General features: G+C 52.4%; 27 protein-coding genes and 4 tRNA genes. 22 read left to right on the plus strand and 9 right to left on the minus strand.

What is annotated here, in order from left to right; all coding sequences use genetic code 11:
- The 7 genes from tolA to nadA all read left to right on the plus strand — a co-directional run bounded on the left by tolA (position 1) and on the right by nadA (position 5,063).
- Positions 1-822: a cell envelope integrity protein TolA gene (tolA, locus tag NYR02_RS06500; RefSeq protein WP_260975557.1), complete on the plus strand. Its 822-nt coding sequence runs from the start codon at positions 1-3 to the stop codon at positions 820-822.
- Positions 816-2,096, plus strand: coding sequence for a Tol-Pal system beta propeller repeat protein TolB (tolB, locus tag NYR02_RS06505; protein ID WP_338055926.1), 1,281 nt, complete (start codon positions 816-818; stop codon positions 2,094-2,096). The genes tolA and tolB overlap by 7 nt, the downstream gene beginning before the upstream one ends.
- Positions 2,097-2,127: 31 nt before the next feature.
- A complete protein-coding gene (gene pal, locus NYR02_RS06510) occupies positions 2,128-2,679 on the plus strand; it encodes a peptidoglycan-associated lipoprotein Pal (protein ID WP_260975558.1) in 552 nt (183 codons plus the stop codon).
- Positions 2,679-3,455 carry a tol-pal system protein YbgF gene (ybgF, locus tag NYR02_RS06515; RefSeq protein WP_260975559.1) on the plus strand — a complete coding sequence of 259 codons (777 nt, stop codon included), beginning with the start codon at positions 2,679-2,681 and terminating at the stop codon, positions 3,453-3,455. Before pal ends, ybgF begins: the two co-directional genes overlap by 1 nt.
- Positions 3,456-3,639: 184 nt before the next feature.
- Positions 3,640-3,715 (plus strand) — tRNA-Lys (locus tag NYR02_RS06520).
- Positions 3,716-3,790: 75 nt separating this feature from the next.
- A tRNA-Lys gene (locus tag NYR02_RS06525) sits at positions 3,791-3,866 on the plus strand.
- Between the two features lie 162 nt (positions 3,867-4,028).
- Complete coding sequence (gene nadA, locus NYR02_RS06530; protein WP_260975560.1) at positions 4,029-5,063, plus strand: quinolinate synthase NadA; 1,035 nt, start codon at positions 4,029-4,031, stop codon at positions 5,061-5,063.
- A gap of 101 nt (positions 5,064-5,164) precedes the next feature.
- Here the strand turns inward: nadA and NYR02_RS06535 are convergent, their stop codons facing one another.
- A complete protein-coding gene (locus NYR02_RS06535) occupies positions 5,165-6,625 on the minus strand; it encodes a M48 family metalloprotease (RefSeq protein ID WP_260975561.1) in 1,461 nt (486 codons plus the stop codon).
- Positions 6,626-6,782: 157 nt separating this feature from the next.
- Here NYR02_RS06535 and NYR02_RS06540 point away from each other — a divergent pair, with 157 nt between their 5' ends.
- From NYR02_RS06540 to NYR02_RS06570, 7 genes are all read left to right on the plus strand, one after another.
- Positions 6,783-7,025 (plus strand): sulfurtransferase TusA family protein, encoded by a 243-nt coding sequence (locus tag NYR02_RS06540; RefSeq protein WP_260975562.1) that lies wholly within the window; start codon positions 6,783-6,785, stop codon positions 7,023-7,025.
- A 4-nt stretch (positions 7,026-7,029) separates the two neighbouring features.
- Positions 7,030-8,100, plus strand: a complete 1,071-nt coding sequence (locus NYR02_RS06545; protein WP_260975563.1) for an AI-2E family transporter — start codon at positions 7,030-7,032, stop codon at positions 8,098-8,100.
- 84 nt (positions 8,101-8,184) lie between these two features.
- Positions 8,185-9,060: a 4-hydroxy-tetrahydrodipicolinate synthase gene (gene dapA / locus NYR02_RS06550; protein ID WP_260975564.1), complete on the plus strand. Its 876-nt coding sequence runs from the start codon at positions 8,185-8,187 to the stop codon at positions 9,058-9,060.
- 13 nt (positions 9,061-9,073) lie between these two features.
- Entirely contained in the window at positions 9,074-9,724 is a 651-nt protein-coding gene (bamC, locus tag NYR02_RS06555; RefSeq protein WP_260975565.1) for an outer membrane protein assembly factor BamC, read from the plus strand.
- Entirely contained in the window at positions 9,721-10,482 is a 762-nt protein-coding gene (locus tag NYR02_RS06560; RefSeq protein ID WP_260975566.1) for an MBL fold metallo-hydrolase, read from the plus strand. Before bamC ends, NYR02_RS06560 begins: the two co-directional genes overlap by 4 nt.
- 60 nt (positions 10,483-10,542) lie before the next feature.
- On the plus strand, positions 10,543-11,253 hold the full coding sequence (purC, locus tag NYR02_RS06565) for a phosphoribosylaminoimidazolesuccinocarboxamide synthase (protein ID WP_260975567.1): 711 nt from the start codon (positions 10,543-10,545) through the stop codon (positions 11,251-11,253).
- A 247-nt stretch (positions 11,254-11,500) separates the two neighbouring features.
- The gene (locus NYR02_RS06570; protein ID WP_260975568.1) at positions 11,501-12,253 is read left to right on the plus strand and encodes a TIGR04219 family outer membrane beta-barrel protein; all 753 of its coding nucleotides are present in this window, start codon (positions 11,501-11,503) and stop codon (positions 12,251-12,253) included.
- Positions 12,254-12,325: 72 nt separating this feature from the next.
- Here the strand turns inward: NYR02_RS06570 and NYR02_RS06575 are convergent, their stop codons facing one another.
- On the minus strand, positions 12,326-13,168 hold the full coding sequence (locus NYR02_RS06575) for a hypothetical protein (protein WP_260975569.1): 843 nt from the start codon (positions 13,166-13,168) through the stop codon (positions 12,326-12,328).
- A gap of 209 nt (positions 13,169-13,377) precedes the next feature.
- Here NYR02_RS06575 and NYR02_RS06580 point away from each other — a divergent pair, with 209 nt between their 5' ends.
- Entirely contained in the window at positions 13,378-13,578 is a 201-nt protein-coding gene (locus NYR02_RS06580) for a hypothetical protein (RefSeq protein WP_260975570.1), read from the plus strand.
- Between the two features lie 119 nt (positions 13,579-13,697).
- Positions 13,698-14,390 (plus strand): BamJ family beta-barrel-assembly machinery protein, encoded by a 693-nt coding sequence (locus NYR02_RS06585; protein WP_260975571.1) that lies wholly within the window; start codon positions 13,698-13,700, stop codon positions 14,388-14,390.
- A gap of 119 nt (positions 14,391-14,509) precedes the next feature.
- Here the strand turns inward: NYR02_RS06585 and NYR02_RS06590 are convergent, their stop codons facing one another.
- The 3 genes from NYR02_RS06590 to NYR02_RS06600 all read right to left on the minus strand — a co-directional run bounded on the left by NYR02_RS06590 (position 14,510) and on the right by NYR02_RS06600 (position 14,989).
- The gene (locus NYR02_RS06590) at positions 14,510-14,737 is read right to left on the minus strand and encodes a hypothetical protein (protein ID WP_260975572.1); all 228 of its coding nucleotides are present in this window, start codon (positions 14,735-14,737) and stop codon (positions 14,510-14,512) included.
- Positions 14,738-14,825: 88 nt separating this feature from the next.
- A tRNA-Pro gene (locus tag NYR02_RS06595) sits at positions 14,826-14,902 on the minus strand.
- A gap of 11 nt (positions 14,903-14,913) precedes the next feature.
- Positions 14,914-14,989, minus strand: a tRNA-Asn gene (locus tag NYR02_RS06600).
- A 314-nt stretch (positions 14,990-15,303) separates the two neighbouring features.
- On the opposite strand from NYR02_RS06600, the gene zwf reads away from it, so the two are divergent.
- From zwf to NYR02_RS06625, 5 genes are read left to right on the plus strand one after another with little or no spacing between them, the layout of a single operon-like run.
- On the plus strand, positions 15,304-16,761 hold the full coding sequence (gene zwf / locus NYR02_RS06605; RefSeq protein WP_260975573.1) for a glucose-6-phosphate dehydrogenase: 1,458 nt from the start codon (positions 15,304-15,306) through the stop codon (positions 16,759-16,761).
- A gap of 9 nt (positions 16,762-16,770) precedes the next feature.
- Positions 16,771-17,520 carry a 6-phosphogluconolactonase gene (gene pgl / locus NYR02_RS06610; protein ID WP_260975574.1) on the plus strand — a complete coding sequence of 250 codons (750 nt, stop codon included), beginning with the start codon at positions 16,771-16,773 and terminating at the stop codon, positions 17,518-17,520.
- Positions 17,501-19,312 (plus strand): phosphogluconate dehydratase, encoded by a 1,812-nt coding sequence (gene edd / locus NYR02_RS06615; protein ID WP_260975575.1) that lies wholly within the window; start codon positions 17,501-17,503, stop codon positions 19,310-19,312. Before pgl ends, edd begins: the two co-directional genes overlap by 20 nt.
- A 48-nt stretch (positions 19,313-19,360) precedes the next feature.
- The gene (gene eda, locus NYR02_RS06620) at positions 19,361-19,969 is read left to right on the plus strand and encodes a bifunctional 4-hydroxy-2-oxoglutarate aldolase/2-dehydro-3-deoxy-phosphogluconate aldolase (RefSeq protein WP_260975576.1); all 609 of its coding nucleotides are present in this window, start codon (positions 19,361-19,363) and stop codon (positions 19,967-19,969) included.
- A 10-nt stretch (positions 19,970-19,979) separates the two neighbouring features.
- Positions 19,980-21,716, plus strand: a complete 1,737-nt coding sequence (locus tag NYR02_RS06625) for a sugar phosphorylase (RefSeq protein ID WP_260975577.1) — start codon at positions 19,980-19,982, stop codon at positions 21,714-21,716.
- 49 nt (positions 21,717-21,765) lie between these two features.
- On the opposite strand, the gene NYR02_RS06630 is transcribed toward NYR02_RS06625, so the two are convergent.
- Positions 21,766-22,377, minus strand: a complete 612-nt coding sequence (locus NYR02_RS06630) for a TetR/AcrR family transcriptional regulator (RefSeq protein ID WP_260975578.1) — start codon at positions 22,375-22,377, stop codon at positions 21,766-21,768.
- 211 nt (positions 22,378-22,588) lie between these two features.
- Between NYR02_RS06630 and NYR02_RS06635 the strand changes: the two genes are divergently transcribed.
- Positions 22,589-22,876: a DUF6482 family protein gene (locus tag NYR02_RS06635; RefSeq protein WP_260975579.1), complete on the plus strand. Its 288-nt coding sequence runs from the start codon at positions 22,589-22,591 to the stop codon at positions 22,874-22,876.
- A 198-nt stretch (positions 22,877-23,074) separates the two neighbouring features.
- Here NYR02_RS06635 and NYR02_RS06640 read toward each other — a convergent pair whose 3' ends face one another.
- From NYR02_RS06640 to NYR02_RS06650, 3 genes are read right to left on the minus strand one after another with little or no spacing between them, the layout of a single operon-like run.
- Positions 23,075-24,289, minus strand: a complete 1,215-nt coding sequence (locus NYR02_RS06640; RefSeq protein ID WP_260975580.1) for a glycosyltransferase family protein — start codon at positions 24,287-24,289, stop codon at positions 23,075-23,077.
- Positions 24,282-25,121, minus strand: a complete 840-nt coding sequence (locus tag NYR02_RS06645; protein WP_260975581.1) for an HAD-IIB family hydrolase — start codon at positions 25,119-25,121, stop codon at positions 24,282-24,284. Before NYR02_RS06645 ends, NYR02_RS06640 begins: the two co-directional genes overlap by 8 nt.
- Entirely contained in the window at positions 25,118-26,113 is a 996-nt protein-coding gene (locus NYR02_RS06650) for a hypothetical protein (RefSeq protein WP_260975582.1), read from the minus strand. Before NYR02_RS06650 ends, NYR02_RS06645 begins: the two co-directional genes overlap by 4 nt.
- Positions 26,114-26,201: the final 88 nt, after the last annotated feature.

Genomic DNA, 26,201 nt, shown 5'->3' on the forward strand with positions numbered 1-26,201 from the left:
ATGAGCTGGCTGAATCCGGAACGGTACTCGCTGCCGCTTGTGATATCTGTTGTGCTGCATATTGTGTTGGCGTCGCTGTTTTTAGTTGAATGGCCGACAGAACCGCATGTCCCCGAACCCGTGCCGCCGCATGTGGTGGCAACGGTGGTGCAGGTGCAGAGCGCGGCTGAAAAACAGCGCCAGCTTGAGGCTGATAAGCAACAAAAACGCAAAGAGCTTGCTGCGCGGCGTGAAGCAGAACGCAAGAAAAAACTGGCTGAGCAAAAAAAGCGTGAAGCCGAACAAAAGAAAAAACAGGCAGCTGCGAAAAAGCGTGAACAGGAAAAAGCGTTAAAAGAAAAAGCGCTGGCGGAAAAACAAGCGAAAGACAAAGCGGCCAAAGAAAAAGCCGCCAAAGAAAAAGCGGCAGAGCAGGCAAAACAGAAAGCCGTTCAGGAGCAGAACCTGCTGGAACAGATGGCACAGGAAGAAGCCGCAGCAGAATTAAAAGAGCAGCAGGAAGCCAAAATTCAGGCCGAGCGGGCGGCTTCTCTGACACTGGAATTTACCGATCAGATAAAAGCCCGTGTTGAATCCGTTTGGCGTTATCCGCCGGCGGTAACCGCCAGCCAGGAAGTCGAAGTCAGAATTACGCTGGTACCCACCGGGCAGGTATTGCAGGTACAGATTACCAAGAGCAGCGGTAATACGGCCCTTGACCGATCGGTTGAGCAGGCCATACGCAAAGCGTCACCGTTGCCGGTGCCCAAGGATGTGCGGGTGTTTGAAGCCAACTTCCGCAGCTTTTTAATGAAATTCAGACCGGAGAATGCAACGTGGTAAAGCGTAGTTTGATTGTTCTGATGTGGTTGTTTGCCCATCTGGTTCAGGCCGAATTATTAATTGAAGTAACCCAGGGCAAACAGAGCGCGATTCCGGTGGCGGTGGTTCCTTTCAGCTGGAACGGCAGCAGTGCCTTGCCGGAAGATATCAGTGCCATTGTGACCAATGATCTGGCCAGCAGCGGCTACTTCCGCACGCTGGGAACCGCGAGCATGATCACTCAGCCGCATCAGCTCAACGACGTGATTTACGCCGACTGGTCACGCCTGAAGCAGGATTTTGTCGTCATTGGTACGGTGGAATTGCAGGCCGATGGTTACGCGGTGCAGTTTCACGTGATGGATGTACACCAGCAGGTGGAGATTCTGCGTCACCGGGTGAAAGGTAAGGCCTCGCAATTGCGCGATCTGGCCCATTACATCAGTGACTTTATCTTTAAAAAGCTGACCGGCGTACCCGGCGTGTTTTCCACCAAGCTGATTTATGTCACCACCAATCGCGAACGCAGCCGGTTTAATCTGAATTACGCCGATGCCGATGGTGCGCGTGAGCAGCTGATCTACAGTTCCAAACATCCGATTATTTCTCCGGCCTGGTCGCCGGATGCAAAAAAAGTGGCCTATGTATCGTTTGAAAATGGCCGCAGTGAAATCTTCTTTCAGGAGCTGGCAACCGGTAAGCGTGAGCGTGTCGTGGCGTTTGATGGCTCCAATAGTGCGCCGGCATTTTCACCCGATGGAACCCGTCTGGCATTTGTGTTGTCGAAGCTTGGCAATCCAGACGTCTACGTGATGGATCTTGCAAGCCGGAAAATTGAGCGCATGACCAATCACTACGCTATTGATACCGAGCCACAGTGGGATGTTGATGGGCGTCATATCTTTTTTACCTCCAGCCGCGCCGGTGGTCCTCAGGTTTATAAACTGGACACTGCGAACAAACAGGTAGAACGTGTGACCTTTGAAGGTAGTTATAATGCCCGTGCGCGGATTACTGCCGATGGCCGTAAACTGGTGTATGTCCATAAGGCCAATGACCGCTTCCATATCGCATCTCAGGATGTGAAAAGTGGATTAGTGCACATTCTTACCAGTGAGACTGAATTGGATGAGTCTCCTAGTGTTGCACCCAATGGAAGTATGGTAATTTATGCTGCGAGTGAAGCTGATCGTAGCATTCTTGCTGCTGTATCAGTGGATGGGGACGTTAAATTCCGCTTACCATCTAAATACGGTGACGTCAGGGAGCCTGCTTGGTCGCCTATTTTCCAATAATTCAAACTTACTTTCGGACTGGAAGACTGTTATGCAAACTACTGCACTGTACAAAACCTTAGGATTAGCCTTTGGCGCTATGTTGATTTCTGCCTGTGCAAGCAAGGGAGACGTAAATGAGGGTGCAGGTTCTACTGTTGCACCAACAGCTACTGAACAACAGGCCGAAGAAACCAATGCTGTTGAAAACGCTGGCGTAAATGGCGAAGCAATGGAAGCAGAAGCCAATGAAGCTCAGGCTGCACTGCGTGAACAAACTGTATTCTACTTTGACTTCGATCAGAGCACTCTGAAGAGCGAAGGCAAAGCAGCTCTGATGGCTCACGCTGCATTCCTGGCGGCAAACCCAGCGGCTTCTGTTGTTCTGGAAGGCCACGCTGATGAGCGCGGTACCGTTGAATACAACCTGGCTCTGGGCGAACGTCGTTCTATGACTGTACGTCGTTTCCTGATGGCCAATGGTGCCAACGGTTCACAACTGAAAGTTGTAAGCTTTGGTGAAGAACGTCCTGTGATGATGGGGCATGACGAAGGCTCTTACAGCAAGAACCGTCGCGTTGAAGTGAAATACCAGAGCCGTTAATGAAATCTGTCGTCCTGACCTTTGCGCTGGTTGCAGTAACTGCCAGCGCCAATGCGGATGATCAGTGGGTATCTGTTGGTGCGGCCCGTCCGGTCGCACCGGCAACCCAGAATACTCCGGTTGATTCCTCCGTCCGGGCTGTCGTTAAAACCCCGGCAAATACTATCCCTTCTGCTGTACCCGTTGCTTCTTCTGGTTTGTTATCTGAAATGTCCATGCAAATGGAACAGATGCAGCAGGAAATTGCTGAGCTGCGTGGTCGCGTAGAAGAACAGGATAATCTGATTCGTCGTCTGACCCAGGAGCAGCAGGAACGTTATCTGGATCTGGACCGGCGTATGGCCGCATTACTGGCTGGCGGTGCTTCGGTTGCCTCTCCGGTTGCTGCCGTTAAAGAGTCGCCTGCTGATGCTTATAAGCATGCCATGACACTGGTGCGCGAGAAAAAATTCGCCGAAGCCAATGTCGCCTTCAACGATTTCGTGAAGAACTATCCGCAGGATCCGTTGGTGGGTAACGCCTTGTATTGGTCTGGTGAAGTGTATCTTGTGCAGAGTGATCTGGACAAAGCGCTGGCCAGTTTCCGTAAAGTGGTTACGCAATATCCTGATCACGATAAAGCCGCCGACGCTACGTATAAAGTGGCGATTACTCTGCATAAGCAGGGGGATGTTGCCCAGGCAAAAGTCTGGCTGCAGAAGGTCATTGATCTGTACACCGGTAAAGCCGATGGTACGGTCCGATTGGCCAAATCCTATTTGGCGAAGCTTTCCTGACAGGCCTTTTAAGGCCTGTTTTTCATTCTGTCTGTTCTCTTTTTTGGACGCTGAAGCCCATGGATTCTGGGCTCAGAACCTGTCTTTTGTAGCCACGTGGTGCCGCTAAGTCCCTGATAGTGAAACTTTTTTCGATAAAAGGGTTGTCAGCTCCGAAAAATTAAGTATTATATGCGCCTCTTCCGGGTCGTTAGCTCAGTTGGTAGAGCAGTTGGCTTTTAACCAATTGGTCGCTGGTTCGAATCCAGCACGACCCACCAAATTTTACGGAAGAGGTAAGTTACTGAAAAGGTTGACTTTTTTAAAGAACCCGGTAACATACGCAACAACTTAAAGGGTCGTTAGCTCAGTTGGTAGAGCAGTTGGCTTTTAACCAATTGGTCGCTGGTTCGAATCCAGCACGACCCACCAAATCTGAAAAGGGGAGAAAGTGAATAACTTTCTCCCCTTTTTATTTGCCTCCCGGAACCCCATCTGTTCTGTGCAGGGTTCTGGTCCGCAGTGTGGCGCAGCGGACAGTGTTCTGTCTGTGATAAAATCCCCACGTTGTATCTATGTCTGACAGAGAGATGTATGAACGAGACCGTACCTGGCGCACAACAAATTATCCGTGATTTCTGGTCTGCTCCTGCAGCCCCGCTAACGCCTGAGCAAAGTGCTGCGTTAAAACAGGAAATCCGTGAATTACTGATTCAGGAAGACGCGGCACTGGTTGCCCATTACTACACCGATCCTGAAATTCAGGCGCTGGCTGAAGAGACCGGTGGCTGTGTAGCTGACTCGCTGGAAATGGCGCGCTTTGGTCGCGATCATAAGGCCAGTACGCTTATTGTTGCCGGTGTGCGCTTTATGGGAGAGACCGCCAAGATTCTCAGTCCGGAGAAGCGCATTCTGATGCCAACACTGGAGGCGACCTGCTCGTTGGATATTGGTTGTCCGGTAGAAGAATTCTCCGCCTTTTGTGATCAGCATCCGCAGCGTACGGTGGTGGTGTATGCCAACACCTCCGCGGCCGTTAAAGCCCGTGCCGATTGGGTGGTAACCTCAAGCATTGCGCTGGATGTGGTTAATCATCTGAAGGCGCAGGGCGAAAAACTGATCTGGGCGCCGGATAAACACCTGGGTGGCTACGTTCAGCGTGAAACCGGTGCGGATATGATCCTGTGGGACAGTGCCTGTATTGTGCACGACGAATTTAAAGCGAAAGCACTGGAAGACCTGAAGAAGGTCCATCCGGATGCGGCTGTGCTGGTGCATCCGGAATCACCGGAATCGGTCGTGAACATGGCCGATGCGGTGGGTTCAACCAGTCAATTGATTGCGGCGGCGAAAACGTTGCCTAATCCGGTGCTGATCGTTGCGACCGACAAAGCCATTTTTTACAAAATGCAGCAGGCAGCGCCGGATAAACTGCTGATTGAAGCACCAACCGCCGGCAACGGAGCGACCTGTCGCAGCTGTGCTCATTGCCCGTGGATGGCGATGAACGGACTGCAGAGTATCCGTGATGTGCTGATTAACGCCGATCAGGAAATTCTGATTGAAGAAGGTCTGCGTCAGCAGGCGGTGGTCAGCCTGCAGCGCATGCTGAATTTCAATAAAGGCTGAAACTTAATAAAGTCTTTATTGAATGAAGCTTGAGCACAGCAAATAAAAAATGGGCCTTCTGGCCCATTTTTATGTCTGTATTTCAGGTGTTATGGGTGTGATCAGGGAAGAACTGCGGCGGTATTGGCCATAACCCGCAGGCGTTGACCTAAAGCGGCTTCCTGCTGAAAGTCATGATTCTTCTTGGCCAGCTGTAAGGCCAGTTCCATTTGCCGCAGGGCTTTGGCGTGATAACCGGAATAAAACAAATATTCAGCGTTAGCGCGGTGGCCCAACAATATCATGTCGGCATCACCGGCGGCTTCGCCCAGCTGGCGCCACACCGACGGGTTGGTGCTGCGCAGTTCACTCAGTTGTTTGAGTGTCGCTACGGCGGCATTTTTCTGGCCATTCTGGCGCAGCAGTGAGGCCTTGGTGCTCAGCAGCAGATAATCCTGTGGATCAAACGGCAAGGCGTCGTTAATGGCGTTGATCGCCAGTTCGGGTTTGCCTTCGGCTTGTAATGTGCGTGCGCTCAGGGCGACGACAGCCGCATGCTCGCGCCATGGGCTGATGATTTTATTCAGGTGCTCGCGGCAGGTTTTGCTGTCGTTGTTATCCAGTGCCAGTCTGGCCAGGCTGAATAAGGCGGCGGCTTGTTCGGAGCTGTTGCGGGGGGTGATCTGCAATTGGTGGCTGAAGTAATCAACGCGTTTGTCGGTATTGAGCTGGTAGCGGATCATGGCTTCATTTTGCAGTACACGGAATTCAAACGTCGCCAGGCGTGGTTTACGCGGATATTTTTGCGCACGATCGGCGGCATCGGCGACCCGGGATTCGGTTACCGGATGCGTCAGCAGGAATTCCGGTGGTCGTTCGTTGTAGCGGTTAGCCTGCAGCATCTGCTGAAACATCGATGGCATGGCGTAAGGATCAAGCCCGGCGGTTGACAGTGTGCGCATGCCAATACGGTCGGCTTCCTGCTCCCATTCCCGTGAATAGGCCAGGCGGCTTTGAATGCTGGCGGCCTGACTGGTCAGTAAGCCGGCAAAACCGGCATCGGGATTGTTGGTGGCAATCAGCAGAATACTGGCCAGCAGTGTGGCAATGGCAATGGGTTCTTGTTTTTCTGCGGCTTCGATCTGGCGCGCGAAGTGGCGTTGGCTTAAGTGAGCCAATTCATGAGCCAGTACGGCAGACAGTTCGTCTTCATCACGGGTGTAGAGCAAAATGCCGAAATTAATGCCGATAATTCCGCCGGGTACGGCAAAAGCGTTCAGCTCGGCGCGGTCAACCACAACAAATTCAAATTCGGATTGCTTCACTTCGCTGTGCGGCACCAGACGGAAAATCAGGTTTTCCAGAAATTCGGTGGTCAGAGGGTCATCCAGTGTTTTGGCCTGGGCGCGCAATTGACGCAGCCACACCCGACCGAGGTCGTGTTCTTCCTGCAGTGAGACGTAACTGGAAGCGCTGTCGCCAAGGTTTGGCAAGTCTGCAGTCGCAGCCTGAGTGGGTGGAGTATTAAGGACAGCATGGCTGCTCAGCAGAAACAGCGCCAGACGTGTTAGGCGGAAATTCAAGCCCGGATTCCTGAAGTTGATTTGCGTTAGACCCGCCAGTGTGCAGGAGTTCAGCAGGTCTTATGGATTATTGTCGCCGAACTGCCATTCCCTGTGCAGGCTTTATCCGCTGACATCCGTATATAATGAGGCTTCAGTTTGGCAAAAGGCGTGCGCTGTGTCTAATTCAAACCATTATCATCAGGCTCTTGATGCTTCCGGGCTGGAATGCCCGTTGCCGTTGTTAAAAACCAAGCTGGCGCTGAAGGCGTTGGCGGTGGATGAAACTTTATGGGTTACGGCAACGGATGCCGGTTCCTGGCGTGACATCCGTAAATACATTGAAATGACCAATAATGAACTGGTCGACGCTTCTGATGTCGATGGTTGCTACCAGTTCTGGATTAAAAAAGGAGCCTGAGGGCATGTTAAAGGTATTCCGGCGCTGGATTGACCGTTATTTTTCCAACGAAGAAGCATTGTTGTTGCTGTTGCTTATTGCCGCCGTGTTATTGGTCATTATTACACTGGGCAAAGTGCTGGCACCCTTCCTGACGGCGATTGTTCTGGCTTATTTGCTGCAGGGCGCAATGAATTACTGCAAGCGCAGGGGGCTTGGCCATCTGGGGGCAACGATTCTGGTCTTTATGCTGTTTGTCAGTGTGCTGATGCTGTTGCTGCTGATTATTCTGCCGGCCACCTGGCAGCAGCTGACGCAGTTTTTTTATGAGCTGCCGCGTATGGCGAGTAAAGGGCAGGAGCTGTTGATGCTGCTGCCGGATCAGTATCCGGATCTGGTGTCGGTCGATCAGGTGAAAATCTGGACCAAGCAAATAGGTGATGAGCTGGCTTCGGTTGGTCAGTTTGCCGTGAGCTTTTCCATTTCCGGTATTACCGGGGTGATGGCGGTACTCATTTACTGCGTGCTGGTGCCGATTCTGGTTTTTTTCCTGCTCAAGGATGCCGATAAAATTCTTGCCTGGTGTACGGCTTTTTTGCCGCAGCGCCGACAGTTGTTGAATCGGGTGTGGACGGAAATGGACATACAGATTGCCAATTACATCCGCGGAAAAGTGTTGGAAATTGTAGTGGTTGGTGGTGTCACTTATGTCGCCTTCCTGATTCTTGGGGTTAATTACGCGGCCTTGCTGGCAATTGGTGTGGGGTTGTCGGTGCTGGTGCCGTATATCGGCGCGGCGGTGATCACCATTCCGATTGCTCTGGTCGGCTATGTGCAATGGGGCTGGACCAACGACTTTATCTGGCTGCTTGTGGTGTACGGTGTTATTCAGGCGCTGGATGGTAATGTGCTGGTGCCGCTGCTGTTTTCTGAGGTGGTGAACCTGCATCCGGTGGCCATTATCGTGGCGGTACTGGTGTTTGGTGGCTTGTGGGGGTTCTGGGGCGTGTTTTTTGCCATTCCTCTGGCCACCCTGTTTAAGGCGGTTTTGCAGGCCTGGCCGGATAATCGGGCCAGCGATAGTGACAGCGTCTGACTTGTCACCAATCCCTTGCATCAGTAGACTTGCGCCTTTGTTTTTCTGCGCCCGTGTTGGGCGGATATTTTGGAGTAGAGCTCAATGATTACCGGCAGTATTGTGGCTTTGGTAACCCCTATGCATGCAGATGGTGGCGTGGATTGGGAAAGTCTGGACGGACTGGTGGAGTTCCACGTCAAACAGGGCACTGATGCCATTGTCGCTGTGGGAACCACCGGCGAGTCGGCAACCCTGAGTACAGAAGAGCACTGTGCGGTGATTGATCGTATCGTAAAAGTGACCGCAGGCCGTCGTCCGATCATTGCCGGTACCGGTGCCAACTCAACTTCAGAAGCCATTGAGCTGACTCAGGAAGCAAAAAACCTGGGTGCCGATGCCTGCCTGCTGGTGACTCCGTATTACAACAAGCCGCCACAGCGTGGTTTGATCAAGCACTATGAAGCCATTGCTGCGGCCGTGGATATTCCGCAGATTCTGTACAACGTACCGGGCCGTACCGCTTGTGACATGCTGCCGGAAACCATCGCGGCGCTGGCCGATGTCGAGCAGATTGTGGCTGTTAAAGAAGCGACCGGCGACCTTGAGCGTGCACGCAAAGTGATTGAGCTGGTCGGGGATCGTATGGCGGTCTATTCCGGTGACGATGCGACCGCTTTTGAGCTGATCCTGCTGGGTGGTAAAGGTAACATTTCGGTGACGGCCAACGTTGCCCCTGCGTTAATGCACCAGCTGTGCATGTTGGCACTGGATGGTCAGGCGGAGGACGCGAAAGCGCTGAACGAACGCCTGATGAACCTGCACAATGCCATGTTCTGTGAAGCCAATCCGATTCCGGTAAAATGGGCGCTGTATAAAATGGGGCTGATGGGACGTGGTATCCGCCTGCCGCTGGTCGAGCTGGACGAGCGTTACAAGTCAAAAGTTGAGCTGTCTCTGGCGGCTCTCGAACTCATTTAAATCAGGCGATTGCATGCGTATTTTATTGTTGCCAGCCGTTGTTATGCTGTCCGGTTGCAGCTGGATGTTCGGTGATACCTTTCGTGACCGTGCGATGGATTACCTGGACGCAGAAGAGCAGGCGCCGACCCGGACTGAGCCGGATATCCGGCTGGTTACATCCGATGCCCATGCGATTCCTGTATTACCGGTAACGCCGGAGAAACCCTCGAGTTACGAAACGCCGCAACCGCAGCCGTATATTGCGGATGAGGACGAAACGGACAGCGTTGCTTCGCTGAGCGAATACCGTTCTGAAGCGCTTAATCCGCGTCTGGATAAAGACGGTGCCGGTACTCTTATTCTGCGCATTGACGGTGGCTTTGCCAGTGCTTGGGCCGCTGTGACAGAGGCGCTGAGCAAGTCGGCGCTGAAACTGACGGATCTTAACCGCAGTACCGGAACCTACTATCTGGAAATGCAGACCCGCAATGAAACGGAAGAGTTGGGCTGGTGGGATCGTTTCTGGGGCAATGACAACGTCGTCACTGAAACCTACCTGCTGAAGATGAGTCGTGCCCGTCAGGGTGTGTATTTATCGCTGCTGACCGATGCGGATAATCTGGCAGGAGAGTCTCTGACCGCGGATGTACTCAACGAGATTAAAGCCCAGCTGGAAAAGTGAGATACGCATCTTTGGGCAGTGGCAGTCGTGGAAATGCCACCATCGTTTTGCAGGAAGATCGTGGCGTTCTGATTGACTGCGGTTTTAACCGCAAAACTATTTTGCAGCGTTTGCAGGATGCTAATGTCGATCCACGCCAGCTCGACGGTGTCTTTGTGACTCATGAGCACGGTGATCACGCCAAAGGTGTGGCCGCTCTGTGTGAAGTACTGAATATTCCTTTTTTTGCGTCGTTTGGTACGGCCAGAAAAATGCAGTGGACGGATAATCCGCTCTGGCGTTGTATTCACTCAGATCAGGTGGTCAGTGTTGGCGGCCTGGCGGTGTTGCCGGTGGTGGTTCCCCATGATGCGGAAGAACCGTTGCAGTTTGTGCTGGAGAACAGCACGGAAAAACGCCTCGGTGTTTTGTCGGATCTCGGTTCGTTAACGCCGCATATTGTGAGTGTTTACCAGCGCTGCCATGCCTTGCAGGTTGAGGCCAATCACGATCCGATGCTGCTGCAAAACGGACCTTATCCCCCCAGTTTAAGGGCGCGGGTGGCGGGTAATTTTGGTCACCTGAGTAATCAGCAGTGCGCTGAGTTGATCAGCCGCGTGCGGTGGGATGGCCTGCAATATGTGACCGCAGGTCATATCAGTGAAAAAAATAACGACCGTGCTCTGGTCAGTCAGACGCTGTCGCAGGCGCTCGAATGTGCGCCGCATGAAGTCTCTTTGCTGCAGCAGGATCAGGTGTCCGCCTGGCGGCAGTTGTAGTAACCGGTTTTTAGATCACTATTTAAGATCCACAATTTAAGATCATCCTCGGAGAACCCCATGGAAAAGCGTGAATTACTCTACTCAGGTAAGGCGAAGTCTGTGTATACCACTGACGATCCGGACTACATGGTGCTGGAGTTCCGCAACGATACTTCCGCTTTCGATGGCAAGAAGGTCGAGCAGCTGGACCGCAAAGGTATGGTGAACAATAAGTTCAATGCCTACATCATGACTAAGTTGGCAGAGGCGGGCATCCCGACTCATTTCGAGCGTCTGCTGTCGGATACCGACGCTCTGGTTAAGCGTCTGGATATGATCCCGCTGGAGTGTGTGGTGCGTAATATTGCCGCCGGCTCTCTCTGCCGCCGTCTGGGCGTGGAGGAGGGGATTGACCTGACACCACCAACGTTTGAGCTGTTTCTGAAAAACGATGCGTTGGGTGACCCGATGGTTAACGAATACCACGCACGCTCTTTTGGTTGGGTGGAAGATCAGCACCTGGCGCGTATGAAAGAGCTGACCTTCAAAGTGAACGATGTGCTGAAACAGATTTTCCTCGACGGTGGTTTGCTGTTGGTCGATTCCAAACTGGAATTCGGTCTGTTCAAAGGCGAAGTGGTTCTGGGTGATGAGTTTTCTCCGGACGGTTGTCGCCTGTGGGATAAAGACTCCCGTGAAAAACTGGATAAGGATCGTTTCCGTCAGGGTCTGGGTGGCGTTGTTGAAGCTTACGAAGAAGTGGGTCGTCGTATCGGCGTCACTTTCTGATGTATTGCTGATTGATTGTCAGTGCCTTCTGTCCGGCTGCGCCGGCGGAGGGCGCTTCTCTTCCTCTGCTGTCCCCTCTGCTTTATTTCTTTCCGGTTAATTTTTTATGACCAGTATTTTGCTGAATCGTGAAGTCTCTCCGGCTTCTGTCGCAAAAAATTGGCATTCGGGTCATTTGCGGGCAAACTAGTTGCACTCGACCGCACTGACGGTTGACTGGACAAATCATAAGAACGGGAATATCTCAATGAAGAAGACTGCAATCGCTGCGTTTCTGCTGGCCATGACGCCTGTAGCCGCACAAGCTGATTTACTTTTTACCGTCGGTGCTAAAGCCAGCATCTGGAATGCCGAAGCCGGTGGCCAGATTGATGAAGGCGTTTCTGTAGAAAAAGATGGCCTGAATCTCGATTCTGATAATGGCCAGCAGCTGACCGTGTTTTTTGAACATCCGCTGCCATTTATTCCGAACCTGAAGCTGAAGCAGACCTCTCTGGAGCTGAAGGGTGACGGCAATATTAATGCAACGTTTGCTGATCAGACTTTCAACGAAAATGTTAACAGCACGCTGGATCTGAGCCACTCCGATCTGACTTTGTACTGGGGCCTGCCATTGCCGGTGCCTTTTGTTGACGTGAATTTCGGTCTGACCGCCCGTCAGTTTGACGGTGTAGCGGAAGTCAGTGGTAAAACAACGACCGTTAATGAAAGTGTTGATCTCGATTTCGTTATGCCACTGGTGTATGGCGAAGTAAAAATCAACAGCCCGTTTGGCCTGTATGCATCGGCTGATGTTAACTACATCGGTATGGGTGGCAATAAACTGAGCGATATCAGCTACGGTATCGGTTATGACCTGCCAATTCCTGTGGTGGATATTGGTCTGGAAGCGGGTTACCGCAGCATTAACCTGAAGGCCGATAAAGATCTGGCGGATATCGATACCGATTTTGATGTATCCGGTACCTACTTCGGTGCTTCTCTGGCACTGGGTTTCTGATAAGAAATCTTTGCTGACGCTATAAAAAAGCGGCCGTTATGGCCGCTTTTTTTTATGGCTGATACATCAGGTTTATTCTTTTTCGCGTACGAACTCAGCCAGCACTTTGCCGCTTTTTTGGCTGGCAATCAAAACACTGATGACTTCAGCGCGTACGGCATGAGTTGGGTGTTTACGATAATCGGAATCCAGGTAGCAGCGATCTTTTAACAGGCAAAAACGCAGGCCCATTTGCAGTGTTAAATCGCGCTCAGAAGTGTATGGGTAAGCGGTTTCGGGTGTAACATTCCACGATAAATCATCAAACAGGCCCGGTTCCCAATACCAGCCAGAGCCATTTGTATTGTTCTGGTTGACCAGTGAATCATAGTTTTTAAAGTTCAGCACCGCAGCAACCCAGCGTTGTCCTCTGTCGCGCAGCACTTCCTGACCAATGCGGTTAATTTCGGTCTCTTCTTTTAGGGCGAATTCCAGTACAGATTTGGCCAGCTGTCCGGGCTGATACTGGGCTTTTTCATCCGGGAAGAGTGGGCCGTAAACTGCGCTATTAGGCAGGTTACGCATACCGACGATGGTGAAGCTTTGTTTGTTCTGACCGTAGTTGTATTTTGCCGGTTGCAGGTCGAAGGATACATAGTAGGTTGTATCCGATGAAAGGCTGCTTTCCGCCTCATTGCTGAATAACGTATTGATTTGTGGCTGGCTGAGCTGTGTTTTCTTGTTCCAGGCCGTGCGTGCATCGTCCAGACGTTCGCGGGTGCGTATTTCGCGTTCCTGTGCTTCTTTTTGTGCCGCCAGGGCGGCTTGCTCTGCACGCTGGGCTTCAAGTAATTGCATACGGCGCAGTTCTTCTTTGGATGGGCCGGAGCAGGCTTGTAATGTCAGTATGCAGGCCAGAATAATCAGCATCCGCATGGTATTTCCCCTTTTGTTTTTCTCGTTTCGCCCGATTATATCCTGCTTTTATCGGGATTGTGTGACAGAAAGGAAATTGTGACGCTGGTCCTAGGATCTGTTTAATTGGTGTTAGCAGACCCTCTAACCAGAGGCCGGTTTTGTCCATGTGCTGGACAGTACCTGGGTGCTATGCGAATCTTGGAAAAAATCTGCATTTGGATAATGCTGTGAAATACGTGTTTTCTTTGTTAGTCGTGTCCTTGCTGGGGTGTAGTGAAGGGTTAGGGAGTATTCCGGATTCTGAATTACGCCAGCGTCATTATCGCTGTCAGATGGCAACCGGGCAGTCATCGGCGGAAATTCAGGTATGCAAAAACATTAAGCGTGAGTGCGAGCAGCGGGCGAAAGAGGGTAATTACGCCTGTTAAGTGTGGTGTGATTCTCTCTTTGTAACGGAAAAACTTCGTATTGCTTTTGCTGTCATAGGAATTACTACAGGCTTGTAGTAGTGTACAGGCCTCTTGGATAACTCATGCAAGGAATTTTCATGAATCTGATTAAATCAGCACCTGCGGTCATTCTGGGTGCATTGTTGTTGGCCGGTTGCGGTCAGGAGGACTCTGTGAAGTTAGAAAATCATGTTGATCAGGCGAGCTACGGTGTTGGTCTGAATATTGGTCGTCAGTTGTCTCGCGAAGAAGTCGACATGAACGCAGATGCTATTGCTGCGGGTATTAAAGACGCTCTGGCAAATGCTGAGCCGCGTATTGGTGAAGATGTTATTAAAGCGGCTTTTGATAAAATCCGTGAAGAGCAAACCATGAAGCAGGAAGCTTTAAATGACGCCGCTGCGCAAGCGGGTCAGGATTTCCTGGCTGAAAATGCCAAGCGTAAAGATGTGACTGTGACTGAATCCGGTCTGCAGTACGAAGTTCTGGTTGCTGCGGCCGATGGTCAGCCAATGCCAGAAGCTTCTGATACTGTTCGTGTGCACTATCACGGTACTCTGATTGATGGCACTGTATTTGACAGTTCTGTTGAGCGTGGCGAGCCTGCACAGTTCCCGGTAACCGGTGTAATCCGTGGTTGGGTTGAAGCGCTGCAGATGATGAAAGTTGGCGATAAGTGGAAGCTGTTTATCCCGGCTGAACTGGCTTACGGTGCCCGTAGCCCAAGCCCGCGCATTCCTGCAAACTCCGCTCTGGTGTTTGAAGTTGAGTTGCTGGAAATTGTTAAGTAATTAACGTCATTTCCGGGGTGTGGCATTTCTGCTGCACCCGCTCTTTTCCTGCTGTTCTGTTTGATTTTTTCTGCGTTATTTCTTTCTGTTGTACTTCTTTCTTTCTTTTGTTGCTGATGTCAGTCGCGCTGTTCGGCGAGAGGCTTGTCTTGTTTCAGGTAGCTGCCCATGTCAGCGAGTGTGCGACGCAGGCTGTTGAGCTGTCTTTCATTCATTGCGATGGTGTGTTCGCATTTTCGGCAGCAGAGACGTTTGTCTTGCAGTAGCTCGGCAGCACGTTTTGCGTTAATCGTGTTACAGGCAGGGCAGGTGACAGGATATTGGGCCGATTGGGCAGCAGGATTCACAGCGGTTTCCGCAAGTTAACATGAATAATGTCACAAGCTAGTGGAAAAGTATTAAGAAGAGAAGAGGGAAATGACAAAAATGTAAATTTGGTCGGGGTAGAGAGATTCGAACTCCCGACATCCTGGTCCCAAACCAGGCGCGCTACCAGACTGCGCTATACCCCGAACATGCTGTTTGGCTCCCCGAGTTGGACTTGAACCAACGACCAATAGATTAACAGTCTACTGCTCTACCGACTGAGCTATCGGGGAACTACGTGACAGCGAGGCGCATATTACGGAGCTGGCTTGCGTTCGTCAACACCTTTTTCTTAATAAAAACAAAAAACTAGGGAAGATTTTACTCTAGCCTTGGTTTTTCGCCGCTGGCGGCTGGTCAGGGGATTCTGAAAGGGGCGATAACGGACAGCGCACGGACAAAGCGGCCGAAGCACCACGGCGGAATAAGCATTTCATGTCACACTTTACCGGGCAGAGTCACTGGTGTTCGTTGGCACTTGGTGAGATGTTAGACGAATATAGAAGAATGACAGGAAAGCCCTGATTTCTTTCACAGGAGGTAGCGGATGCATATTGATGCTCCATTCGAGCTGGTTTTGTTCGGTGGTTTAGGGGATCTGGCGCAACGTAAGCTGCTGCCCGCTCTGTATTTACTGCATCGTGACGGACGCTTGCCGGCCGGACGTATTTACTCCACCACACGGCGGGAGATAAGTCCGGAGGCGTTTACCGATAGGGTACGGACTGCGCTCAGGCAGTATGTGGCCGCGGAGTTTCTGGAAGAGAGCAGCTGGCAAAGCTTTAGCGAGCGCCTGCATTGTCTGACGGTTGATCTGAGCGATGATACACAATACGAGTTATTGGCCAGTGGCCTGATGGCGGGGGATATTAACCGGATCTTTTATCTGGCGACCGGTTCCGACCTGTATACCAACATCGCCCGCGGACTGCACAACAGCGGCCTGATTCTCAGTCAAAGTAAAATCGTACTGGAAAAACCCATCGGCCATGATTTCGCTTCTGCGCAGGCGATTAACAACGCCGTTGCCGAATATTTTTCGGAATCGCAGATTTATCGGATTGATCATTATTTAGGCAAAGAAACCGTGCAGAACCTGATGGTGTTGCGTTTTGCCAACTCGCTGTTCGAATCCCAGTGGAATCAGAAATACATCGACCATATTCAGATTACGATTTCAGAATCTCTGGGCGTTGAAAAGCGCGCCGGGTTTTATGATCAGGTCGGTGCCATGCGCGATATGTTTCAGAACCATCTGCTGCAGCTGTTGTGCATTACCGCCATGGAACCACCGGCAAGGCTGGAGCCGGATTCGGTGCGGGATGAAAAAGTCAAAGTTCTGAAAGCGCTGAAATCCATTACTGCTGATACCGTCAGCGAAAATGTTGTGCGTGGTCAGTACGATGCCGGTGTCTCCGAAGGTAAGCCGGTACCGCGTTACCGTGACGAGCCCGGTGTGCAACCGAAAAGTACGACCGAAACTTTCATTGCCGTGAAGGTCGAAATTGATAACTGGCGCTGGGCTGGCGTTCCCTTTTATTTACGCACCGGCAAGCGCCTGGCCGACCGGGCCTGCGAGATTGTGGTGCACTTTAAAGCGATACCGCATTCGATTTTTCCAATGCAACATAAAAGCACCATGGCCAATAAACTGATTTTCCGCCTGCAACCGGACGAAGGCATCCGCCTGATGCTGTGTGAAAAACGGGTCGGGCCGGGCATGAATGTACGGCCGATGAATCTCAGTCTGAATCCGGCCAATCTGAAACAAACCCGGGTGCCGGAAGCCTATGAGCGTTTGTTGTTTGATGCATTAAGCGGCAATGCCACGCTGTTTTTACGCGACGACGAATTACTGGAAGCCTGGCGTTGGGTTGATCCGATTCTGCAGTGCTGGAACGATTCCGAGCAGCGCCCAGAACCCTATACTTCCGGTTCCTGGGGACCGGCGGCGGCTACGTTGCTGTTGGCGAAAGATGGCCGCCTGTGGGATGAGAACAGCTGAGGAGGACATATGCTGAGCAATATGCAGGATCTGCGCTTTAGCAGCAGTGAATCATTGGCCAGGCAGCTGGCTGAAGATTTAGCGACGCGTTTGCAGCGTTGTATTGAGCGCCGCGGCCGGGCGTGTCTGGCCGTCAGTGGTGGCAGTACACCGGTGCGTTTTTTTCAGCAGTTGGCGCAGCAAACAATTGACTGGCAGAAAGTCCTGATCACTCTGGTCGATGAACGTTGGCTGGATGAAAGTGATCCGCAGAGTAATGCCGCATTGGTGCGCGAACATTTGCTGCAACGGCACGCGCGCCAGGCGTATTTTTTGCCTTTAAAAAATAAAGCCCCCACTCCCGAGCAAGGCTTTATGGCTTGTGAAAATACCCTGCATGAACAGATTGACCAGCTCGACTACGCCGTGTTGGGCATGGGAAGTGATGGTCATACCGCCAGCTGGTTTCCACACAGTCAGGCATTGATGTCCTGTCTGGATGACAACACCGGAGCCTGGTGCTGCCCGGTAACCGATCGCAATGTCAGCCCGGCGCGCATGACGCTCAGCTGGAGCCTGCTGGCAACATGCCAACAATTATTTCTGCTGTTTGATGGCGATGATAAAAACCGTGTGTTCAGCCTTGCCTGTGATACGGCTGAAGCAGGCAATACGGCGGCGATGCCGGTGCGTAAGATCTTGTTTCAAACGCAGGTACCGCTGAGTGTTTATCGCCGAGATGGTTTAACCGGAGTATCTGATGCACCCCATACTGCTTGATGTGACCGCACGTATCCGCCAGCGCAGCCAAACCACACGCGCTGCTTATCTGGCTCAAATAGAACAGGCCGTGGCGCAAGGGCCGGTACGCGATCAGCTGAGCTGTACCAATCTGGCCCACGATTATGCTGCCTCGTCGGATAATGAAAAACTGATCCTGCGCCAGAATCACCGTGCCGCCAACATTGCCATTATCAGTGCGTACAACGATGTACTCTCGGCCCATGCGCCTTACCGTGCGTATCCTGAGCAGTTAAAACAAGCGCTGGCGGCACATGGCCATGTCGGACAAATGGCGGGCGGTGTGCCGGCGATGTGCGATGGTGTGACTCAGGGGCAAAGCGGGATGGAATTGTCGTTATTCAGCCGCGATGTGATTGCGCTGAGTGCGGCGGTGGCGATGTCGCATCAGGTATTCGATGGCATGCTGCTGTTGGGTATCTGCGACAAAATTGTGCCGGGCTTATTAATGGCCGCGCTGCGTTTTGGCCATCTGCCAGCGATTTTTGTACCGGCGGGTCCTATGCCCAGTGGTATCAGTAACAGCGATAAGGCCAAAGTCCGTCAGGCTTATGCCGCCGGAGAGGTGGGCCGTGATGAACTGCTGAGCAGCGAAATGGCCTCATATCACAGCGCCGGTACCTGCACGTTCTATGGCACCGCCAATTCCAATCAGATGCTGATGGAAATCATGGGCCTGCAATTACCAGGATCCTCATTTATTAACCCGGATGATCCATTACGGGCACCTTTAACCCAGGCTGCGGCGCGGCGTGTCACCGAGCTGACCGCCTTGGCTCCAGATTTCACCCCGCTGGGTCAGATGGTCGACGAGCGCACGCTGGTGAACGCGATGGTGGGGTTGCTGGCGACCGGTGGTTCTACGAATCACAGCATTCATTTACTGGCGATCGGGCGCATGGCCGGCCTTGTGCTCGACTGGCAGGATATGGCCGATTTGTCAGACGTTGTTCCTTTACTGGCGCGGGTTTATCCCAATGGCAAAGCCGATATCAACGCGTTTCAGCGCAGTGGAGGCATGGCCTACTTAATGCGCGAGCTGGCTTCCGCCGGATTGCTGCATACCGATGTTAAAACCATTATGGGCAACGGCCTGGAGCCATATTTCAAAGAACCGTATCTGAGTTCTGAACGTACTCTGGGCTGGCGTCCGGCCGTGGCCGAGAGCCTCGATTTATCGGTATTGGCACCGGCTCATGCGCCGTTTATGCGCGAAGGCGGAATGAAGCTGCTGCAGGGCAATCTGGGCCGTGCCGTGATGAAAGTTTCGGCGGTACCGGACGACCGCTGGCAAATAGAAGCACCCGCCAGGGTCTTTACAACCCAGGAAGCCGTTTTAGTGGCGTATCAGCAAGGCGAACTGAATCGTGATGTGGTGGTGGTGCTGAAATATCAGGGGCCTAAAGCCAACGGCATGCCGGAACTGCACCAGCTGACCCCGGCGCTGACCAACCTGCAGGATGCGGGTCATCGTGTTGCTCTGGTCACCGACGGCCGTCTGTCCGGTGCATCGGGCAAAGTACCGGCGGCGATTCATGTCTGTCCGGAAGCCGGTGCCGCTGGCTGGCTGGATGCGGTGCAGGATGGCGATGTTATCCGTCTCGACGGACACCATGGTGAACTGCAGGTCCTGACGGACGATTTTGTTCAGCGTCCGCGCACCGTGCCTGCCGTTCCTTCCGACGTTGGCTGCGGCCGTGAGTTATTCGCCGGTTTCCGCAAATTAGTAACTCCGGCCGATCAGGGCGCGTTGTCTGTCGGCTGGGATTGAAGCAGAACACTCGTTTGAGCATTCAGGGTACGTTTAAGGAGAATCGTGATGTGGGATTTATGGTTAGACCGGGCCAAACCTCTGGTGCCCGTTATCGTGATAGATGATCCGGAAGATGCCGTGCCTCTGGCACAGGCGCTGGTGCAGGGAGGCGTTCGCCTGCTGGAAGTAACGCTGCGCACCCGCCACGGCCTGGATGCCATCACCCGGATTAAACATGAAGTTCCGGGAGCCATTGTCGGCGTAGGTACCGTGACCAGTGCAGAGCAAATGGAAGATGCACTGAACCGGGGCGCTGAGTTTGTCGTCAGCCCCGGAATTTCGCCGGAGTTACTCGAATGTGCACGACGTTGGGGCGGCCCGTATTTACCGGGGGTGGCGACACCGAGCGAAGTTCTGCAGGCACGCGCGGCCGGATTTAAATATCAGAAGTTTTTCCCCGCCGCCGCCGCCGGTGGCATTGATATGCTGAAGGCGTTTGCGGGCCCCTTTGCAGATGTGAAGTTCTGTCCGACCGGTGGTATTGGGCAAAAAAATTATCAGGATTATCTGGCCTTGAATAATGTATTTGCCGTGGGCGGCAGCTGGTTGACGCCGGCAGAAGCAATCTCGGCACGAAACTGGCAAGCAATAACGACCATGGCCATTGCCGGATAACTGAGAGCCTATGACGGAGCCAATACTGAGCGGTTTTAAACAACGCCTGGAAAACATTTATTCTGAGCGGAATGATCACGGCGAGCTGGCGCAGCATATTATGCGTTTGTGCCAGCAATTTTCTGACAGCAATATCCGGGTAGAAAAAACAGCCAGAGCGGAGCGCTGGTCAGAACAGGACGTCATCCTGATTACCTACGGCCACAGTATTCAGCAGGAAGGTGAGATTCCGCTGCAAACGCTGGGGGATTTTTTACGCGGTCATCTGCTCGATACCATCAATAATGTGCATATTTTGCCGTTTTTTCCGTACAGTTCGGATGATGGTTTTTCGGTGATTGATTACCGTCAGGTAAACCCGGACTGGGGCAGCTGGGAAGATATCAGCGCGATCGCCCACGATTTTGATCTGATGATGGATCTGGTGATTAACCATTGCTCGCGGGAAAACTTATGGTTTGTCGATTACATCGGTAATCGTGAACCCTACAGTGAATATTTTATTGAAGTTGACCCGGAAACCGATGTATCGGCGGTTACCCGGCCACGCAATACGCCGCTGTTAACACCGGTGCATACTCACCGTGGGGTGCGTCATGTGTGGGCCACCTTCAGTGAAGATCAGATCGATCTGAATTTTGCCAATCCCCGTGTCCTGCTCGAATTCATACAGATATTGCTGCTGTATGTGGAGCGCGGAGCACGCTTTATCCGCCTGGATGCCATTGCCTTTCTGTGGAAAAAAATCGGCACCCGCTGCGTGCATCTGCCGCAGACCCATGAAGTGGTCAAACTGTTGCGCGATGTACTCGATTATGCAGCTCCGGAGGTGGTGTTGATTACCGAAACCAACGTGCCGGTGGCTGAAAACCTGAGTTATTTCGGTCAGTCCGATGAAGCCCATATGGTGTATCAGTTTGGTCTGCCGCCATTAGTATTGCATGCTCTTAATCGTGGTAATGCCAGCTTTCTGACGGATTGGGCTGATAAAATTCCGCCATTACCGGCCGGTTGCAGCTACCTGAATTTTACCGCTTCACATGATGGTATCGGTGTGCGCCCGGTGGAAGGTATTTTGCCTGAGCGCGAAGTGCAGGATCTGATTGATTCCATGCACCGCTTTGGTGGCTTTGTCAGCATGAAAGCCAATGCGGACGGCAGTCAGAGTCCGTATGAAATTAACATCAGTTTGTTTGATGCCTGCATGGGTACGCGACGCGGCAGTGATCATTTTCAGGTGCAGCGTTTTCTGTGTTCGCAGGCGATCATGCTCGCTATTCAGGGCATTCCTGCACTGTATATTCACAGCCTGGTGGCGACACCCAACGATCTTGAACATGTTGAACAAACCGGCCGCACGCGTTCGATTAACCGTAAAATCTGGAATCGTCACGAGCTGGAATGTCTGCTGAGTAATCCGGTAACGCCGCAGGCGGAAGTGTTCAGTGAGTTACGCCGCATGATTAAAATCCGTCGTCAGCAGAGCGCCTTTCATCCGGATGCACGGCAAGATATTGTGCGCATTAATTCCGATTTATTTATTGTTAAACGCACCAGTGTGGATAACAGCCAAACACTCTATGCGTTGTCGAATGTGACTGAGCGTATTCTGCAGTTGCCACTGGCCAGCCTGGGTTTTTTACCGGGTGGAATGTCCAATCTTCTGAGCCATGACGAGGCAGATAGTGCGTTAGCAGAGGTCTTAACCCTGGCGCCGTATCAGACGGTCTGGCTGACCCAGTCGTAACCGTTGCCAGCCAGGCTCCTCGCGTTTTAATCACGCGCTGCTGGCCTTGTCAGCGGCTCAGGCCGCCGATCATCAGACGGATAATCTCCTGACGCCAGGGGGCTATCTGAGCATCGTTAAAGTCGTTCAGTGCCACATGCTTTACGGTTTCCATCAGCATCGCGGTCACCAAACGGGCGGCAATCGCCGTATCCATTTCGCGGCGCAAAAAATTCTTGTTGATACCGTTAAGCAGATAATAGGCGGTAAATTCGGCGAATAATTCCTGAATGCGGTTTACCGCATCACTGATCTCCGCATCCACGCCATAAGATTCGTAAAAAGCGATGCGTGCCAGTTGTGGCCGTTCACGAAAAATGGCAATCAGGCGGTCAGCAATGCGTTCCAGCTGTTGCTGATATTCCGTCAGCGAGTTGGTGTTGGGCGGCTCCTGCTGTACGACGGTCGCCATCTCGCTGAGCAGCAGGTTGAGAATTTCGTTAAAAATATCCCGTTTGTTTTTGTAGTAGCGATAGACCGTGCCATGGCCAATGCCCAGGCGGGTGGCGATATCGGCAATACCGCTGGCGTGGAAGCCTTTGTCGGCAAAAATATCGATGGCGGCATCGAGGATGTCCTGTCGACGGCGGGCAATTTTCTCGGGTGAAGCGATATTGGCCATAACTATCCTGCTGGCCGCGCGGTGTTTAATGTCCGGGGCGTAAAACGGAAACGGACGTCATTTTTGAGGGCCGGGGGCATATTGTCAAATGCAGGGTCTTCGCCGCCTCTGATAGCCAATGGTTCTTAGATAGCAGAAACAGGGGGGTTATATTGCTGTATAACTGTTGTATAGTTTTTTAGTGCTTTGTGTTCGTAACAGGAGAAGGAATATGACCACCACAGAATTCAAGAAAGTGCTGCGTTCAGGCCAGGCTGAGGTGAACATTCTGGCCAATGAAGGGGATCTCTACCTGGTGCAGGTTGAACATCTTGGGCAGCGCAGTCTGCTGATGGAGGGCGGAATGCCGATGCGTTTCCGCGGCTTGTCAGAATGCTCCGGTAAGCTGGCGAGCCTGGGGGCACGTGAGGGCTTTATGGTACAGCAGCTGCCTTACGATGAAATGATCAACAACGCCGAGCTTCCGCAGGCTGGCCGCCTGCCAATGCATTTCCATTAATCCGGGGTATCTGATCTAGCAGGCTGTTGATTTTCTATCTGCGTTGCCACTGCAGTGTTAAAAACCGACTCAAAATTCTCATTTACGACCTGTAAACTGCGCTTTTTCGCCGGTTTTTGCCTTGCATTGACTGCCTCGAAGACGAAAATCAACGGCCTGCTATGCATTGGCAGACGACAAGCCATGACTGATTTTCCGTCAGTGATGGTTGTCTTCTTCGACCGCTTCATAAATACGATCAAGAATATCCGGCACGGCTGAGATCACCCGGTTCCAGCTCGGGATAAAAGGCGTTTCCATCGGATTGGCGAGGAAATGTTCACCGGCAGACATAATATTTTCGGCAAATAATTCCACGGCTTTTTCTTCGGCATGACGATCGAGCGTTAAACCATTCATGCGTGCATCGTTGTAATAGGTTTCGACAAAATCCAGCGCAATGCGGAAGTAGGTGGCTTTAATTGAGCGGAAGGTTTCGGTAGTGAAGATTTCTCCCTGAGTGGCCAGCTTGCGGAAAATAGCTTTGCAGATGTCGGTGCTCATTTTCGACAGTCCCCGGCTGGCGTCTTCTTCCGACAGAGGCTGGTGTTTATGGTCATACACATCGGCAATATCGACCTGACAGATACGGTTGGTTGAATAATTACGCTTCATTTCTGACAGCACGCCGATTTCCAAGCCCCAGTCGGATGGAATACGGATATCGTTCAGCACATCGGTACGCATCGAAAATTCACCCGACAGCGGATAACGGAAGCTGTCGAGATACTCCAGGTAATCCAGTGAACCATACACTTTTTTCAGTGCACGGATTAACGGCGTTACCAATAAACGGCTGACGCGGCCATTCAGTTTTTGTGTGGCGACGCGGGCATAATAGCCTTTGGCAAATTCGTAGTTAAAGGCCGGATTGGCCACCGGGTAAATCAGGCGTGCCAGCATGCTGCGGTCGTAGGTAACGATATCGCAGTCGTGCAATGCAACCGATTCGGCACGGCCCGACGCCAGCACATAGCCATAGCAGTACCAGACATTACGGCCTTTCCCCATTTCTTTCGGCGCCAGGCCTTCGTTTTGCAGCAACTCATCAATTTTGCGCAGGCGCGGGCCATCGTTCCATAAAATGCGGTGATGCTGCGGCAGGCGGGAAAAAAATTCCCGTGCATGGCCGTATTCTTTTTCGTCGGCGCGATCCAGGCCAATCACAATTTCGTTAAGGTAAGGAACCTTGGCGACATCGTTAATGATGTTGTCCAGTGCCGGGCCGCTGAGTTCGGAGTAGAGAGAGGGCAGCACCAGCGACATGGGCCTGATACGTGAAAAACTGATGAGTTCTTTTTCTAATTCGTCCAGCGGACGGTCAACCAGATTATGCAGAGTGGTAATAATGCCGTTCTGATAAAAATCAGCCACTATGAGCCTCCTTGAACAGGTCATCTAACAGGGAAAGTAAGGTTTCATTCCAGCCCGCCGGTCCGGCTTTGCTGGCAATCCGCAGCTGTGGGTGCTGCAGTTCGAGGGTGTTTTTTATGCCGGGAATGACTATGGCGTAGTCGGCCGCGCTGAGCATGGCGCGGTCGTTTTCGCCATCACCCAGGGCGATCACTTTGACCGGCTGTTGCCATAACGCTTCGTAATGATGACGGCAGAATTCCAGGCCGTGGGCCTTATCGTTGGGGCCCATTACATGATGAAAACGGCCGCCACTGAGCAGACGCAGATTGTGCATGGTCAATGCCTGGCGAAACTCCTCCAATTGCTTTTCCGTACCGGTCCAGACCAGCGGTTCGGACGCGCTGCGTTGTTTTGCCAGATGCGCATCCTCTACCGATAAGCCGGTTAATGCCGCTACTTCGGTGGCGGTCATATCGTTAAAGCCGCGGAACTGAAAACCCTGCTGACGCAGACTGTGCAGCACTTTCAGTATGGCCAGATAGCTACTGTGCAGAATTTCGCTGTTGTAGCCATTACCGTTGCTTTTCGGAATAAAAATCGCGCCGCCGTTTTCGCAGACAAAGGGATCGCGGTTATCCAGCGTTTCTCTCAGAAGCAGCATTTCATCGAAGGTTTTACTGCTGTTAAATACGCAGGGAATATTCAGGGTACGGAGTTTTTTCAGGGCTTTTTCTGCGGCTTGCGCGCTGTAGCTGTGATGATCAAGCAGGCTGCCGTCGAGATCGGTCACCACGACCAGGGGCAGCTCCGGCGGAGTATTGTGTGGATGTGTGGTTGTGTTCATGTTCATGGTTTATCCACCTCCTGTGTTTTGCTGTGAATGGCGGCAACCTGATGCTGCGTGTCGAGTTCCAGCACCAGATCGGCATGCTCAGGCAGCTCGCGCAGTGCATTTTCGGTCAGGCGCTGATAGTGCTGAATAAAGCGTATCAGCCCGGCCTCGCTGAGGCTGCGGTCGGTGGTTTTGTTCAGGCTGATTTTGTTCTGTGATAAGGCTTCCGATTGTTTGCGGTTGTTGTCTTCCTGCTCGCGCCGCCATTGGTGCACGGCTTTCATATCGGGCACTTTCAGCATCAGCAGGCGGTCGATCTGAGTGAACCAGTCGGCATAGCTGCCGGCCAGTTGCTGATTCACCCAGCGCCGCCATTGGCCATCCGCATCGTCGCTGCTTTCCAGGCTGTTGATCGGCGTTTGCAGGTCATCGTCGCTGACCGGTCGGCAGCCCACACACCAGCCTTCAAACAGGATCAGATCGACCGGGCCTGTTACTTTGTGCCAGTAGTTATCGGGCAGGCGATCATCCTGAATTTTGTCAAAGGCAGGAATCAGTAGCTTATCGCCTTCCGTCAGTTGGCGCAGTTGGCGGGTCAGTAGTATGCCCAGAGCCACGTCATGGGTGCCGGGTACGCCGCGAGTGCTCAGCAGCGGGTGAATATTCAGGGCCAGCTGGCTGCGTTCGGAGTGCGTCAGGTAGAGATCATCAATTGACAACACCACGGTGTTCCAATCCAGCACCTTACGGTAAACCCGTGCCAGTGCCTGGCAGAGGGTGGATTTCCCCGAACCCTGGCCGCCATGAATACCGATCATTGGCACACGGCTGGTCATTGTTGCTTTTTCAGCGGCCAGCCAGGCGGCAAGCGGTGCCCAGACATCCGGCCACTGGCTCAGCCAGGCGGCAGGAAAGTCCTGCAGCTCTGTTTCGCCAGCGCTGCGTAATTGTTCCAGCAGCTGTGGATCGCTGCTGAGTGAGTGTGGCCAGAGTGTGGGTTGAAGATTCATATCGATACCTGTTATCTGTCCCGGAAAAGATGACGCTTTAAAGCATCTCTGATTCATTCACGCGAAGCTGTGCAGAACGATTCATAGG

Origin of the sequence: Thalassolituus pacificus, assembly GCF_025318105.1 — a bacterium.
Classification (GTDB): domain Bacteria; phylum Pseudomonadota; class Gammaproteobacteria; order Pseudomonadales; family Oceanobacteraceae; genus Venatoribacter; species Venatoribacter pacificus.

What these genes read in the sequence shown, in the direction of transcription:
- tolA (WP_260975557.1), top strand. Translation starts at nt 1, where the DNA reads ATGAGCTGGCTGAATCCGGAACGGTACTCGCTGCCGCTTGTGATATCT.
- pal (WP_260975558.1), top strand. Translation starts at nt 2,128, where the DNA reads ATGCAAACTACTGCACTGTACAAAACCTTAGGATTAGCCTTTGGCGCT.
- ybgF (WP_260975559.1), top strand. Translation starts at nt 2,679, where the DNA reads ATGAAATCTGTCGTCCTGACCTTTGCGCTGGTTGCAGTAACTGCCAGC.
- nadA (WP_260975560.1), top strand. Translation starts at nt 4,029, where the DNA reads ATGAACGAGACCGTACCTGGCGCACAACAAATTATCCGTGATTTCTGG.
- NYR02_RS06545 (WP_260975563.1), top strand. Translation starts at nt 7,030, where the DNA reads ATGTTAAAGGTATTCCGGCGCTGGATTGACCGTTATTTTTCCAACGAA.
- dapA (WP_260975564.1), top strand. Translation starts at nt 8,185, where the DNA reads ATGATTACCGGCAGTATTGTGGCTTTGGTAACCCCTATGCATGCAGAT.
- bamC (WP_260975565.1), top strand. Translation starts at nt 9,074, where the DNA reads ATGCGTATTTTATTGTTGCCAGCCGTTGTTATGCTGTCCGGTTGCAGC.
- purC (WP_260975567.1), top strand. Translation starts at nt 10,543, where the DNA reads ATGGAAAAGCGTGAATTACTCTACTCAGGTAAGGCGAAGTCTGTGTAT.
- NYR02_RS06570 (WP_260975568.1), top strand. Translation starts at nt 11,501, where the DNA reads ATGAAGAAGACTGCAATCGCTGCGTTTCTGCTGGCCATGACGCCTGTA.
- NYR02_RS06575 (WP_260975569.1), bottom strand. Translation starts at nt 13,168, where the DNA reads ATGCGGATGCTGATTATTCTGGCCTGCATACTGACATTACAAGCCTGC.
- NYR02_RS06585 (WP_260975571.1), top strand. Translation starts at nt 13,698, where the DNA reads ATGAATCTGATTAAATCAGCACCTGCGGTCATTCTGGGTGCATTGTTG.
- zwf (WP_260975573.1), top strand. Translation starts at nt 15,304, where the DNA reads ATGCATATTGATGCTCCATTCGAGCTGGTTTTGTTCGGTGGTTTAGGG.
- pgl (WP_260975574.1), top strand. Translation starts at nt 16,771, where the DNA reads ATGCTGAGCAATATGCAGGATCTGCGCTTTAGCAGCAGTGAATCATTG.
- edd (WP_260975575.1), top strand. Translation starts at nt 17,501, where the DNA reads ATGCACCCCATACTGCTTGATGTGACCGCACGTATCCGCCAGCGCAGC.
- eda (WP_260975576.1), top strand. Translation starts at nt 19,361, where the DNA reads ATGTGGGATTTATGGTTAGACCGGGCCAAACCTCTGGTGCCCGTTATC.
- NYR02_RS06625 (WP_260975577.1), top strand. Translation starts at nt 19,980, where the DNA reads ATGACGGAGCCAATACTGAGCGGTTTTAAACAACGCCTGGAAAACATT.
- NYR02_RS06630 (WP_260975578.1), bottom strand. Translation starts at nt 22,377, where the DNA reads ATGGCCAATATCGCTTCACCCGAGAAAATTGCCCGCCGTCGACAGGAC.
- NYR02_RS06635 (WP_260975579.1), top strand. Translation starts at nt 22,589, where the DNA reads ATGACCACCACAGAATTCAAGAAAGTGCTGCGTTCAGGCCAGGCTGAG.
- NYR02_RS06645 (WP_260975581.1), bottom strand. Translation starts at nt 25,121, where the DNA reads ATGAACATGAACACAACCACACATCCACACAATACTCCGCCGGAGCTG.
- NYR02_RS06650 (WP_260975582.1), bottom strand. Translation starts at nt 26,113, where the DNA reads ATGAATCTTCAACCCACACTCTGGCCACACTCACTCAGCAGCGATCCA.